This is a genomic window from Mitsuaria chitosanitabida ATCC BAA-476 = NBRC 102408 (genome assembly GCF_001598255.1).
Taxonomy (GTDB): domain Bacteria; phylum Pseudomonadota; class Gammaproteobacteria; order Burkholderiales; family Burkholderiaceae_C; genus Roseateles; species Roseateles chitosanitabidus.
This window is the reverse complement of the sequence record NZ_BCYP01000015.1, coordinates 1-12,317: the sequence shown is the minus strand read 5'-3', so window position 1 is coordinate 12,317 and position 12,317 is coordinate 1. Positions and strand designations below refer to the sequence as shown.

Below are 12,317 nucleotides of genomic sequence, written 5' to 3'. Positions count from 1 at the left end.
CGAGATGAATGGGCGGCCGGTGGGCGGACGCCCGCCGCCGTCAGTCCGCGTGCGTCAGCGCGAAGGCCAGTGCGGCATGCACGGCCACGACTTGCGCTTCCTCGCACTCGCGCGGATTCGTGCGCGGGCTGTCCGGATAGACCTCGGTGGTGGTCGAGAACTTCGCGCGGGTCAACGAGGCGCACAGCCCCGAGCTGCGGACCGGGAACTCGATCACGCCCTCGGAGATCACCGGCGATCCGATGATCAGGCCCTTGTCGTCCGCCGGCGCGATGTGCGTCACCTGGCGGACGGCCGCGATGATGGCTTCCTGGAAGTCCAGCCGCGAGGTCTCGCTGTCGCCGACGAGGTAGAAGCCGTCGGGGATGACGTCGGGCTCGAAGGGCTTGCCGTCGCGGGCGCAGAGCGCGGGGCGGAACTCGGAGGCGTCGGTGTCGGTGGTCTCGTGCAGGTCGATGTGGAGCAGGAACTGTCCCGCATAGGGCGCCAGCAGCTCGATCAGCGCGGAGGATTCCGGCGCCTCGCGGCGCGCGCCGAAGTTGCGGTTCGGGTCGACGGCGTCGTGGTTCCAGCGCGCGACGCGCTCGTAGCCCCAGGGGCTGACGCAGGGCGCGATGATCAGGTTGACCTTGCCGGCATAGCCCGCCGCATGCTCCTCGGCGAAGCGCAGCGCGCCGGTCACGCCGCTGGTCTCATAGCCGTGGACACCGCCGGTCACCAGCGCCACCGGCAGCGCCGGATCCCAGGACTTGCTCTTGAGCGCGACCAGCTCGTAATGATCGGGCCCGTAGTTCAGCTCGCCGTAGCGGACCCGCTCGAATCGATCGGCGAGCGCCTCGACCCGCGGGGTCACGTCTTGCGCATAGCGGCGCGAGCGCACCTGGCGGGCGCGCCAGGCGGCGCGTTCCGCGTCGCCCCAGGGAACGCCCGGCGTGCCGATGGGATAGAAAGGGGTGGAGGAAGTCATGCCTGCTGCCTGCTTCTGATGAAACCGAGCCCGCGACGATACGCCAGTCGGCGCCGAGGTGCCGAAGGGCAGGGCGAGGGGAAAGCCGGGCATATGTCACTGCCCGCGATCCATCGGGGCTTGCACGCCTCCACCCAGGGGCGGTCGGACTGATAACGTCGGCGGCGCCAAGAGCTGATCGTCCCCGCCGATGCCGCCCAACAAGTCACCATTTCCATCCCTGCTGCAAGCGGCGCTGCTGGTGGTCGCCCTGTACGTGCTGGAGATGCTGATCGGCGCCGGGCTCTACGACGCGCGCAACGCCCTGGGCCTGAGCCTCGAGCAGCTGTCGGCGCTCGAGGCGCTGCTGGGCAACGGGATCGTCATCTCGGTGGCCCTGCATCTGCAGGGATCGGGCTATCGGGACCTCGTCCATCCGGACCGGAAATCGCTGTGGCCGACGCTGGTGATGGTCGTCCCGCCGGTGGTCCTGCTGATGCCGCTGATCGTGCTGCTGGACATGACGATGATGAGCGCGCTGGAGACGCTCCTGCCGCTGTCCGAATCGGAGCGCCAGACCTTCGGCGCCATGAGCACGCAGACGCTGCCCATGGCCCTGATCGTCTGCGTCATCGCGCCGGTCGTGGAGGAGATGCTGTTCCGCGGCGTGCTGCTGCGGGGCTTCCTGGCGCGCTACCCGCGCGGTCAGGCGATCGGCTACTCGGCGCTGTTCTTCGGCGTGGCCCACCTCAACCTCTACCAGTTCTGCCTGGCCTTCCTGCTGGGGCTGCTGCTCGGCCTGATCTACGAGCGGGGCCGGTCGCTGCTGCCGTGCATGGCCCTGCATGCCGCGCTCAACACGGCGGTGTTCGTCCTCTCCGGCGCCAGCGACGTGGCCGCCGGGACCGCCGATGCCAGTGCCGCCGTGGCGCCGGCCATCCCGTCGATCGCCTGGGTGGGCGCGCTGATCGCCGCGGGGATCGGCTTGGTCGCGTTGCAGAAGACGCTGCGGCTGTGGCCGAGCCGGCTCTGACGCCGACGCGGCGCGAATCGCCCGCGGGCGCATGTCCGCGATGTCGGAATGCCGCGCGCCTGTGATGGAATCGACGTCATTCAGGGATGGGAGTCCGACGATGACGAACGACGACAACTACTGGTTCCCCGCCAAGCGCTACGGCTTCGGTTGGGGCGCGCCGACGGGCTGGCAGGGCTGGGCGGTGCTGGCCACCTACTTCATCCTGGTGGCGGTCGTGATCGCCTTGCGTCCCGAGATCGGTCACGGCCCCTTCCTGCTGAGCCTGATGGGGCTGTCCGGCGCCCTGGTGGGCGTGTGCTGGCTGAAGGGCGAGCCGCCACGCTGGCGCTGGGGCGAGCGCGACTGATCCTGGCCCTGGGCCTCAGGTCGAGACGCAGCCGTCCTGGCACTTGTCCTCGATCAGGTCGTGCGGCCTCCCTCGAGGATTCGGATGGTTGTGGGCGGGGATGCTAGCGCCCTCCGGCGCTGGCGCTCGGCCAAGCCGCGTTCGTCATGGGCGGCGATCCTACCTTCGGGAGCGGAGGCGGTACGCGACGCAGGAGACAATCCGGCCCCGTCTCCCTCCAGCTCCCCCCGGTCCGCCCATGCGCCTCGCGCTGCTTCTTGCCTTCTTCCTGGGCGTCGTCATCGGTGCCCCCGCGTCTCAAGCCGCCTCGCCGGCACCCTCGACCCCCGTCACGGCGTCGGCATCGCCTGCCGCCGCGGCCTCGTCATCCGCGGCGCTGCTGACCCCGGCGAGCCAGGCCCTCGCCCATCTGCATCACACGGCCTGGACGGCCAAGGACGGCTTGGCGGGCAATGTGTTCGCCATCGTCCAGACCACGGACGGCTATCTCTGGCTGGGCACGAGCAGCGGTCTGATGCGCTTCGACGGGGTTCGATTCGAGAGCTTCGAGGCGCTCTCCGGCGAGAAGCTCCCGGCCCGTGGCGTGCATGCGTTGCTGGCGATGCCGGACAACTCGCTGTGGGTGGGATTCGTCGAGGGCGGCGTGGCGCTGGTGAAGGCCGGGCGCATCCTGCGGGTCGATCGTCAGGAGCCCTTCAGCACGGCCACCACGCGCCGCCTCGCGCTTGGCCGGGATGGCGCCACCTGGGTCGTCGACGGATCCCGGGTCCTGCGCTTCGCCCAGGGTCAATGGACGAGGCAGGACGAGGGCCTCGCGGACCTGCCGGCGATCCATCCGATGGATCTGGTCATCGATCCCGACGGCAATGTCTGGGTCTCCACGAACCAGGGCCTGTTCGTCCGATCGCCGAAGAGTGCGCGTTTCATGCCGGTGCCGGTGAAGAACGTGAGCTTCCCGGGCCTGGTGGTGGCCCCCGACGGGCGCGTCTGGGTGGTCGACAGCGCCCAGGAGCGCGGCATCCTGCGGCTGCCCGCCGTGCCACCGGCCGGCGGCGACTGGGGCGATCTCTCCGGCTGGCGGCCGGTGCCCGGCGGTCTCTCCAATCCCTTCTTCGATGCCCAGGGCCATCTCTGGTACGGCGCCGGGAATGGACTGGTGCGCGTCAAGCCACCCGCCGCGGGCCCGCTGAAGATCGAGGCCGCCGACCGCGTCTCCCCGTCGACCGGTGGCGTCTCGGGCTACTACACCCTGCGCATGTTCCAGGACCGCGAGGGCAGCGTCTGGGTCGGCACGAACGCCGGCCTGGACCGCTACCGCGCGACGCGCCTCACGCAGGTGCCGTTCCCCGAGGCCCCCGCCGCGGTCTCGATGGCCGTCGACGCGGCCGGCGTCCCCTGGTTCTCGGCGACCGAGCAGGGCCTCTTCCGCCTGGGCGCCGGTCTGGAACGGATCGACAACGGCGTCGACGGAACGCCCACCTACATCGCCATGGGCGCCGACGGCACCCGATGGCTGGGCTATCGAAGCGGGCTGCGTGAATGGAAGAGCGGCAAGCCGATGCTGCTGTCGCCGCCGGGTGTCCCCCACTGGAACTTCTCCATCATCAACCTGCATGTGGACGTCCACGGCGTGGTGTGGATGGTCACGAACGGCCTGGGCTTCTTCCGCTACGACCACGGCCAGTGGGAGCGATTCCACCAGCGTCCCGGTGTGCCCCGGGAGCCGCCGGTCAGCGTGGGCAGCGATCCCGGCGGGACCGTGTGGCTGGGCTACCTGGGCGGGCGCCTGCTCCGCGTGCGAGGCGACGAGCTCAAGATGCTCACCGCGCAGGACGGCCTGCGCGTCGGTACCGTCAAGGCCATCACCGCCCGGGGATCGCATGTGTGGGCCGGCGGGGAGACCGGCCTCCAGCGACTGGACCTGCCAGGCATGCCCGCCATCCACGTGCAGGACGGCGGCGATCTCGAAGGCATCACCGGCATCGTCGAGACCGCCAGCGGTGAGCTCTGGCTCAACGGGCTCACCGGCATCACCCGCATCGCGGCGAAGGAGGTCGCGCGGGCCCTGGGCGATGCCACCTATCGGGCCGCCGTCACGCGCTACGACACGCTCGATGGCCTGCCGGCCTTCTCGGAGCAGGCCTGGCCGCTGGGTACCGCGATGCAGACGCCGGACGGGCGCCTGTGGTTTTCATCGACCAATGGCGTGGTGACGCTGGACCCGTCCTCGCTGCGCCGGAACGACCAGGCGCCCCAGGTCGACGTGCAGCGCGTCGAGACGTCGCAGGACGCGTTCAGGCGCTTGCAAGGCAGCCTGGTGCTGCCGCCCGGCACGCGCGATCTGACCGTCGTCTACACCGCGACCAACCTGGCGATCCCCGAGCGGATCCGCTTCCGCTACCGCCTTGTCGGGCTGGACAAGACCTGGCACGAGGCGGGCACGCGACGCAGCGCGTTCTATACCAACCTGGGACCCGGAAGCTATCGCTTCGAGGTGCTGGCCTGCAACGAGGACGGCGTCTGGGGCACGCAGCCCGCCGTCGTGGACATCAGGATCGAGCCCCGCATCACGGAGCGCGCCGAGGTCCGCGTGGCGCTCGGGCTGGCCGCGCTGATCGCGGTGGGGCTGCTGGTCCGCTGGCGCACGCGGGCGAGGGCACGCGTCGAGCAGGACCGCCTCCGCGCCCGGCTGGAGGAACGGGTCCGCGTGGCGCAGGATCTGCACGACACGCTGCTCCAGGGCTTCCTCGGCCTGGTCCTGCGCCTGCAGGCGGTGGCCCGTGCCGCGATCCGGCAGGAGCCCTCCCGGACCAGCGAGGAGCTGCATCACCTGATGGAGGTCGCCGACGGCTTGCTCGTGGAAGGGCGCGACCGGATCTCCGACCTGCATCGCCCGCCGGCGGCCGGCCCGCTCGAGCAGATGCTGGGGCCGCTGGGCGAGGACCTGTCCCGCCATCACGGCATGCGCTTCGACCTCACCGTCCACGGGAACTCCCGCGCCTTGCCGCCCGGGATCCGGGACCAGCTGGGCCTCATCGTCCGGGAAGCCCTGTTCAACGCCTACCAGCACTCGCAAGGGACGCGGGTGGCGGTGTCCATCGACTACGCGGCGAAGGACTTCACCGTGCGGGTCGAGGACGACGGCGTCGGCATCCCCGAGGAGGTCTTCGCCACGGGAAGCCGCCGCGGCCATTGGGGCCTGCCCGGCATGCAGAGCCGCGCGACCCAGGCGGGGATGCTTGTCACGATCGAGAGCACCCCGGGTCAGGCCACCCGTGTCACGGTGGTGGTCCCCCATGCGGTGGAGCGCGGCTGAACCCGGTCAAGGCGGCACGGCATCGTGCGCGCCGGCGGTCACTTCGTGATCATTTCGTCCCGGGGAAGGGCGCCACGCTCGCGTCGCCGTAGCGCGTCGCGATCCTGCCGTCGCGGATGAAGTCCCGCATCATCGGGAAGTAGCCCTCGGGGAGTCGGATCGACACGCGCTTCCCGTCGGGACCGAGCTCGAACTGCACCATGCCGTGCCCCGTGCGCGGGTACACCGCGAGGGCGTAGGGCTTGCCCTCGGCCATCAGCGCGCGGATGTCCGCCGCCGACCCGGCGCTGGGCGCCACCACGTCGTCCGCGGCCAGCACCCACAGCTGTGGCGTCGTCGACGTCCGCAGCGTCGGCATCGGGTCGTATCGGAACGAGACCGCGAAGTTGTACTTCGTCGCCATGCCCTCGTCGATCTGCTGCTTGTCCAGCGGCAGCACCAGATGCAGCAGGTTGCCGCGGACATCCTTGAACCAGGGCTCCGAGCGGTACTCGCGACGCAGCGCGTCGAAGGCCTCGTAGCCGTCCTTGCCGCGTGACTCGAGCACCCGCTGGCCGGCGCTGTCGAGCGCGAGCGCCTTCTCCGTGTCCTGTGCCGAATGGCCGTTCTGGCGCATGTCGGACAGGACGGCCTGCCGGTCCTGCTCCAGCATGGACACGGTCAGGCCGAAGCTGACGATGGCGAAGTCCACCGGGGCACGATTCGCGGCCAGCGGCACGACCCAGCCGCCCTGGCTGCCCCCCTGATAGCCGACACGGCCGGCACGATCACCGGCGAGGCGGCGCGCCTCCTTCATCGCCATCACGGCGTCGTCCGCGAGCAGCGCCATGTCCTGCGTGTAGGCGCCACCGGAGTCGCCGGTGCCCCGCTTGTCGTAGACGAAGGCGCCGATGCCTTCCGCGGGGAACGACCGTTGCATCCCGACGACCTCGCGCGCGGCGTCCGCCTCCGACCCCTGGACGATCACGACGATGGGCACACGGCCGGCGCCCTTGGGCAGCACCAGCCGCCCGGCGAGCTTCACGCCCCCGGCATCGAAGCTCGTCTCCGTGATGTCGAAGGCGAGGCGTCGTCCCTGCAGGCCTCCGAACGTGATCTCGCCCGTCTCGCAGTCGGCCGCGCTCAAGGTGGCGGCGGCGGGGCGGTCGGTCCAGCCGATGCTGCCGCGCCAGGATCCGTCCGCTTGCGGCGTCAGCCGCCCGGTCTCTCCCGAGAACCGGGTCCAGCGCAAGGTGTCGCCCCGGGACGGCGCGAGGTCCAGGCTGCTGCCGTCGGCCATGCGATAGGCGCCGACCAGGCAGTGGTGGGGGGATGCGGCATGCGCGACAAGCGGCGCCAGGACGATCAGACCGCACAGCGGCAACAGGGCCAGTGATTTCATTGCTCTCCCTCGAGATCCGGTTGGGCGAAACCGCGGGAGTGTCGTCACCGGCACCGAGGGGCGCGAGCGCCAGGAGATGCACCGTCGCCGGGCGCTGACGAGATGCCGGTCCGGCGGACGAAGCGGGGATCCGTCCTCAGGCCTCGTAAGGCCCGCGTCCGGGCAGCGCCCACAACAGGCCCAGGGTCGCGCCCGCTGGCGCCACGGTGAGGTGATCCTCGCCGGCGAGCACATGACTGTCGACGCGCAAGGAGCGGTAGCGGCGCTTCCTCAAGGCCGCCTGGAATCGCAGCGCGTCGGCGACCAGGTCGTTCTCCTTGTTGAATCGCGGGCCCGGGGCCACGGCCTCGTACGCGCCGACGTACTGGAAGACATGCGCGGCGAGGTCCTGGTGGCGTTGCGCGTACGCGGCTTCCCGCTTGAACATCTCCCGCTCGTCGAACCAGAGCGAGGGGCTGCCGAGGATGTAGTGGCTGAACAGCGCCGGCCGGCTGAACAGCACTTGCGACGCGAAGAGCGCGCCATACGAATGACCGAGGATCACCCGCCGATCGGGATCGAGGTGATAACGCTCGGACACTGCGGGCACCACGACCTCGGCGATGTACTTCAGGTAGGCGTCGCCGCCCCCATAGCGCGGCGCGCCGTAGCGATTCGCCGGGCGATTCGGCTTGGTCAGGGGATCGGTCGGCGTGTAGTCGCGCGAGCGCATGTCCACTGCCGATTCGTCCGCGGGTCCGGCAAGTCCGACCAGGACGAAGTCCGCCAGGTTCTGCCCCCGCTGTCCGACCCGATTGCGCAGCGCCCGCACCAGCGGAAATGCATAGGGGGCGTCGGTCACGAACACCGCCGGTCGAAGCGCCGACTGCGCCTTCGCCGCGGTCGCAGCCGTGCCGTTCCCCGTGGTCGTGCCCGGCGCGGAGGCGCCGGGCGGCAGATCGATCCAGACCTCATAGCGGCGGCCGCTCACCGGGTCGGGCAGGGGGTGCACCCAGGTGTTGGGCAGCGCGTAAGGCCCCGAGGCCTCCGGCAAGGCGGGCGCCGCGAATGACGGCGAGGAGGGCGTGAGCAGCGGCGCCAGCGCCGCGCCGAGCAGGTGTCGGCGGTGAATCATTCGTGCGGAATCGAGTGAATCCATGGGCCGGCGAGTGTCCGATCGAATGACGGTCGTCACACCGGCGGTCTCGGTTACGCGGGTTACAGTGCCGCCCCATGCGCAGCGAGCTCTCCATCCGCGTGTTTCGCGGTCTCTCCCGCCGAATCGGCCTGATGGCGGTTCCCTTGACGTTCCCGTTCCTGGTCCTGCAATCCGTGGCGCCGCCCGCGGTCGCGCAGGGGAACCCGACGCCCAGTTGGCGCGAGCGCTGCCCGGGCGCCTCGGACTGGATGAAGGCGCATGCGGACCAGGGGCCGGTCGCGGTCAAGGAGCGCGATGCCCGTCGCACGCTGACCCGTCCCGATCTGGTGGCCGAGCTGCAGTCCCGATTCGACGAGGAGCAGGCCGCCCGCCGGCGCATGCTGGCCGAGCATTTCAGCCCTTCGTCCAACAAGCTCGTGGTGCGTCTCGATGCGGAGAACCTGCGCTGGATGACGCGGTGGTTCGAGAAGGACGGCTTCCCGACCGCCGATCAGATCGGCGAGGGCGGCCTGCATCTGCTGTGGCTGCTGGTCCACCACGCCGACACCGAGCCGGAGTTTCAGCGCAGCGCGCTCGCGCAGTTCCAGCGCCGACACGAGGCCGGCGAGGTCAACCCGCAGGACCTGTCCCAGTTGAGCGACCGCGTCGCGGTGAAGTTCAAGGAGCCGCAGCCCTACGGCACGCAGCGCGACTGGGCCAAGGGCGGCGTCGAGGCGCAGGAGATCCCGGACCTCGCGCGCATCGACGCCAATCGCAAGGCGCTCGACCTGATGTCGCTGTCGGACTACGGCTGCATGATGCATGCGTTCCGGGGCGCGCCGGGCCACTGAGTGCTTCGCGGCCTCAGCCCCGCGACTCGCGCAGCGCCGGCAGCAGCTGCGCGAGGCGGTCGATCTCGCAGGTCGGCCGGGCCTCGGTCTCGTTCGCGAGGCCGTGCGGGTTGAACCAGCAGCTGTCGATCCCGAAACGATTCGCGCCGAGGATGTCCGCATCCAGACGGTCGCCGACGATCACCGTCGAGGCCTTGTCGAAGGCGCGCGCCTTGGCGGCCGCGAACTCGAAGAAGCGCACGTCCGGCTTGGCATGGCCACAGGCCTCCGAGGTCGCCACGAAGGCGACGTGCCCGGCCAGTCCGGCGCTGTGGATGCGGCGGTGCTGGATGGCTTCGATGCCATTGGTGATGATGCCGACCTCGCCGATGGCGGCCAGCTCGGCGCAGGTCTGCAGCGCGCCCTCGATCAGCACGACGCTGTCGGCCAGGCCGTCGAGGTAGAGCAAGCTCGCCCGCTCGGCATCCAGATCCAGGCCATGCCGCTCGAACGTGAGCCGGAAGCGCGCCACCTTGAGCACGTCCTTGGCCACGAGTCCCTGCTCGAAGCGGCGCCACAGATCGAGGTTGATCGCCTGGTAGTCGGTGAACAGCGCATCCGGCACGCGCGTGACGCCGAGCCCGCCCAGCGTGCGCGTGAACGCGAGCCGCTCGGACGCGCGGAAGTCCAGGAGGGTGTCGTCGAGGTCGAGGAGGAAGAGCTGATGCTTCATGCGCCGAAGGCGAGGGCGGGCCGCCATGCCAGACGTCGGCGGGCACGAGCGGCGCAGTGTACCGAGCCGCGTGATCCTCGCGGGCGAGGGCCGGTCCGCATGACCGGTCGTCTCGGTGTCGGTCCCTAAGCACGCGGCCGGGGTGCGGGCCTATGCTCGGCCGATCGGGTCCGCGAGGACCGGACCTCGCCACGATGACCCCCAGGAGACTGCCATGACGACCCCTCAGGCCTACATCGTCGCCGTTGCGCGCACCGCGGCCGGACGCCGCAACGGCCGGCTGTCGGGCTGGCATCCGGCCGATCTGGCCGGACAGATGATCAATGCGCTGGTCGCGCGATCCGGCATCGATCCCGCGGCCATCGACGACGTGGTGATGGGCTGCGTCGGCCAGGCCGGTCAGCAGTCCTTCAACGTCGCCCGCAACGCGGTGCTTTCCTCGGTGCTGCCGGAGTCGGTGCCCGGTACCTCGATCGATCGCCAGTGCGGATCCTCGCAGCAGGCGCTGCATTTCGCCGCGCAGGCGGTCATGTCGGGCACGATGGACGCGGTCATCGCGGCCGGTGTCGAGAGCATGAGCCGCGTGCCCATGGGACTGCCGGCGACACTGCCCGCCCAGCATGGCTTCGGCTCCTACGTCAGCGACGAGATGACGCGGCGCTACCCGGGCGTGACGTTCAGCCAGTTCTCCGGGGCCGAGCACATCGCTCGCGCGTACGGCCTGACGCGGGAGGTGCTCGATGACTACGCGTATCGGAGCCACCTGCGCGCGATCGAGGCCACCCGGTCCGGCGCCTTCGACGCCGAGATCGTTCCCGTCGCGACGCGGACCCTGGAGCAGGGCGACCCAGGCGAGTCGCATCGCGTGGACGAGGGCATCCGCTTCAACGTGACGCGGGAGGGCTTCGACACGGTCAGGGCGATTCAGCCGAAGGACGGCCTGCTGACGGCGGCAAGCGCCTCGCAGATCAGCGATGGCGCGTCGGGTGTGATCGTGGTCAACGAGCGCGGGCTGAAGTCGCTCGGCGTCGAGCCGCTGGCTCGCATCCACCACCTGAGCGTGATGGGCCACGATCCGGTGATCATGCTGGAGGCGCCGATCCCGGCGACGCGACGTGCATTGCAACGCGCGGGGCTGGCCTTGGAGGACATCGACCTGTTCGAGGTCAACGAGGCCTTCGCCTCGGTCCCGCTGGCCTGGCTGAAGGCGCTGGAGGCCGACCCGGAGCGGCTCAATGTCCATGGCGGCGCGATCGCGCTGGGGCATCCGCTGGGGGCGTCCGGCACCCGGCTGATGTCGACGCTGGTCAGCGCGCTCCAGCGGCGCGGCGGCCGCTACGGCCTGCAGACCATGTGCGAGGGCGGTGGACTGGCCAACGTCACGATCATCGAGCGGCTCTGAGATCGGGGCCGTCGAGGGCGATCAGTTGCGGTCGGGGCGGATGGGCAGCCCATGAGGCTCGGGCGCCTCGGTGACCTTGCCGCTGGCCATGCGGGCCGCGCGGCCGGTGCGGGTGGTCGGCTTGGAGACGGGGGCGGCGGTTGCGGTCTCTTGAACCGGCGGCGGGGGCTCCGCCGTCGCGTGCTCGGTGACGGGGGCTGTCACGGGGCCGTGCGAGGGGGCGCCGGACGAGGGGGGTGAGGGGGCCGCGGGCGGCGTCACGACGGGGGCCGGTGCGGTCACCGACGCCGCGTCGACCGGTGGGCCGACCTTGCCGGACTGGCGCCGGCTGGCCGCCGAGCTGGGCGGCGCGTCCTGCGTCTGCGCGATGGCCGCGGCGGCGACCACCGTCACGGACAGCGCGATCACGACCACCTGGATGTGCTTCATGGCGGGGTCCCTCCACGGCAGGGTCCGGCCAGCGCTTGCCATCCGCGGGGCCGGATCGGCATCGCGGCAATCGACATGCCCGGGATCGCAGATGACGACTTTGTCATCGATCGGCAGGGATTCCCGGAAGCCGCCGATTTCTACAGTGATCTCCGCGATGAACGTGCTGTCGGCCTCCACCGGAGGCGGCGTTCTCGAATTGGAGACCTCACATGAAAGCATCCCTGTCCCTGCTGTCCGCCGTCGCCACCCTGACGCTCGCCGCCGGCGCCGCCCAAGCCGCCGCGCCGCAGGCGGACCAGCTGATGAACGGCCGTTCCGCCTATGGCGTGCCGGCTGCCGGCATCCAGGCGGACAAGGTCGTCGACGTCAAGGACGGTGGCTCGCTGAACATCGACTGCGGCCAGACGGTGGAGTTCCGCGATGGCGGGAAGTCGTTCACCTGGAAGTTCGATTCGGTTCAGCACCGGGCGGTGAACCTCGCGCAGATCGCGCCGAGCGGCTTCGGCGCCAAGGGCTTCGTGGTCCACGTGTCGCGCAACGAGGCCGAGGGGAACTGACGCCACTCGCCGAGGCGCTCAACAGCTCGGCGCCTCCGGCGCCTCGGTACAAGGTATCTCGGCGCTGGCGCGCCGAGTTTCCGGAACGTTTCCAACCCCGAACCCTGCGTGCTGCACGCTGATTTCTGATAGCACGGAGCACGGAGCACGGAGCACGGAGCACGGAGCACGGAGCACGGAGCACGGAGCACGGAGCACGGAGCACGGAGCACGGAGCACGG

The 12,317-nt window shown here is 70.5% G+C and carries 11 protein-coding genes; 6 read left to right on the top strand and 5 right to left on the bottom strand.

The window, feature by feature from the left end; genetic code table 11:
- Nucleotides 1-40 precede the first annotated feature (40 nt).
- On the bottom strand, nt 41-967 hold the full coding sequence (locus MCHT01_RS09235) for a M14 family metallopeptidase (RefSeq protein WP_067064879.1): 927 nt from the start codon (nt 965-967) through the stop codon (nt 41-43).
- Between the two features lie 190 nt (nt 968-1,157).
- Between MCHT01_RS09235 and MCHT01_RS09230 the strand changes: the two genes are divergently transcribed.
- The 3 genes from MCHT01_RS09230 to MCHT01_RS09220 all read left to right on the top strand — a co-directional run bounded on the left by MCHT01_RS09230 (nt 1,158) and on the right by MCHT01_RS09220 (nt 5,644).
- Nucleotides 1,158-1,979 carry a CPBP family intramembrane glutamic endopeptidase gene (locus MCHT01_RS09230; protein ID WP_067064874.1) on the top strand — a complete coding sequence of 274 codons (822 nt, stop codon included), beginning with the start codon at nt 1,158-1,160 and terminating at the stop codon, nt 1,977-1,979.
- Nucleotides 1,980-2,079: 100 nt separating this feature from the next.
- A complete protein-coding gene (locus tag MCHT01_RS09225; RefSeq protein WP_067064872.1) occupies nt 2,080-2,328 on the top strand; it encodes a hypothetical protein in 249 nt (82 codons plus the stop codon).
- Nucleotides 2,329-2,566: 238 nt separating this feature from the next.
- A complete protein-coding gene (locus MCHT01_RS09220) occupies nt 2,567-5,644 on the top strand; it encodes a sensor histidine kinase (protein ID WP_067064871.1) in 3,078 nt (1,025 codons plus the stop codon).
- Nucleotides 5,645-5,693: 49 nt separating this feature from the next.
- On the opposite strand, the gene MCHT01_RS09215 is transcribed toward MCHT01_RS09220, so the two are convergent.
- Both MCHT01_RS09215 and MCHT01_RS09210 read right to left on the bottom strand, forming a co-directional pair.
- Nucleotides 5,694-7,025, bottom strand: coding sequence for an alpha/beta hydrolase family protein (locus MCHT01_RS09215; protein WP_067064869.1), 1,332 nt, complete (start codon nt 7,023-7,025; stop codon nt 5,694-5,696).
- Between the two features lie 136 nt (nt 7,026-7,161).
- The gene (locus MCHT01_RS09210; protein ID WP_067064868.1) at nt 7,162-8,139 is read right to left on the bottom strand and encodes an alpha/beta hydrolase; all 978 of its coding nucleotides are present in this window, start codon (nt 8,137-8,139) and stop codon (nt 7,162-7,164) included.
- A 167-nt stretch (nt 8,140-8,306) separates the two neighbouring features.
- Here MCHT01_RS09210 and MCHT01_RS09205 point away from each other — a divergent pair, with 167 nt between their 5' ends.
- The gene (locus tag MCHT01_RS09205; protein WP_218017887.1) at nt 8,307-8,993 is read left to right on the top strand and encodes a DUF6624 domain-containing protein; all 687 of its coding nucleotides are present in this window, start codon (nt 8,307-8,309) and stop codon (nt 8,991-8,993) included.
- A 13-nt stretch (nt 8,994-9,006) separates the two neighbouring features.
- On the opposite strand, the gene MCHT01_RS09200 is transcribed toward MCHT01_RS09205, so the two are convergent.
- Nucleotides 9,007-9,705: a YjjG family noncanonical pyrimidine nucleotidase gene (locus tag MCHT01_RS09200; RefSeq protein ID WP_067064865.1), complete on the bottom strand. Its 699-nt coding sequence runs from the start codon at nt 9,703-9,705 to the stop codon at nt 9,007-9,009.
- A 214-nt stretch (nt 9,706-9,919) separates the two neighbouring features.
- On the opposite strand from MCHT01_RS09200, the gene MCHT01_RS09195 reads away from it, so the two are divergent.
- Entirely contained in the window at nt 9,920-11,107 is a 1,188-nt protein-coding gene (locus MCHT01_RS09195; protein WP_067064863.1) for an acetyl-CoA C-acetyltransferase, read from the top strand.
- A 21-nt stretch (nt 11,108-11,128) separates the two neighbouring features.
- Here MCHT01_RS09195 and MCHT01_RS09190 read toward each other — a convergent pair whose 3' ends face one another.
- Complete coding sequence (locus MCHT01_RS09190) at nt 11,129-11,536, bottom strand: hypothetical protein (protein WP_067064861.1); 408 nt, start codon at nt 11,534-11,536, stop codon at nt 11,129-11,131.
- 212 nt (nt 11,537-11,748) lie between these two features.
- Between MCHT01_RS09190 and MCHT01_RS09185 the strand changes: the two genes are divergently transcribed.
- Entirely contained in the window at nt 11,749-12,096 is a 348-nt protein-coding gene (locus MCHT01_RS09185; RefSeq protein WP_067064860.1) for a CzcE family metal-binding protein, read from the top strand.
- Nucleotides 12,097-12,317 lie beyond the last annotated feature (221 nt).

Excerpts from the sequence above, each read along its gene's own strand:
- MCHT01_RS09235 (WP_067064879.1), bottom strand. The coding sequence starts at position 967 with ATGACTTCCTCCACCCCTTTCTATCCCATCGGCACGCCGGGCGTTCCC.
- MCHT01_RS09230 (WP_067064874.1), top strand. The coding sequence starts at position 1,158 with ATGCCGCCCAACAAGTCACCATTTCCATCCCTGCTGCAAGCGGCGCTG.
- MCHT01_RS09225 (WP_067064872.1), top strand. The coding sequence starts at position 2,080 with ATGACGAACGACGACAACTACTGGTTCCCCGCCAAGCGCTACGGCTTC.
- MCHT01_RS09220 (WP_067064871.1), top strand. The coding sequence starts at position 2,567 with ATGCGCCTCGCGCTGCTTCTTGCCTTCTTCCTGGGCGTCGTCATCGGT.
- MCHT01_RS09215 (WP_067064869.1), bottom strand. The coding sequence starts at position 7,025 with ATGAAATCACTGGCCCTGTTGCCGCTGTGCGGTCTGATCGTCCTGGCG.
- MCHT01_RS09210 (WP_067064868.1), bottom strand. The coding sequence starts at position 8,139 with ATGATTCACCGCCGACACCTGCTCGGCGCGGCGCTGGCGCCGCTGCTC.
- MCHT01_RS09200 (WP_067064865.1), bottom strand. The coding sequence starts at position 9,705 with ATGAAGCATCAGCTCTTCCTCCTCGACCTCGACGACACCCTCCTGGAC.
- MCHT01_RS09195 (WP_067064863.1), top strand. The coding sequence starts at position 9,920 with ATGACGACCCCTCAGGCCTACATCGTCGCCGTTGCGCGCACCGCGGCC.
- MCHT01_RS09190 (WP_067064861.1), bottom strand. The coding sequence starts at position 11,536 with ATGAAGCACATCCAGGTGGTCGTGATCGCGCTGTCCGTGACGGTGGTC.
- MCHT01_RS09185 (WP_067064860.1), top strand. The coding sequence starts at position 11,749 with ATGAAAGCATCCCTGTCCCTGCTGTCCGCCGTCGCCACCCTGACGCTC.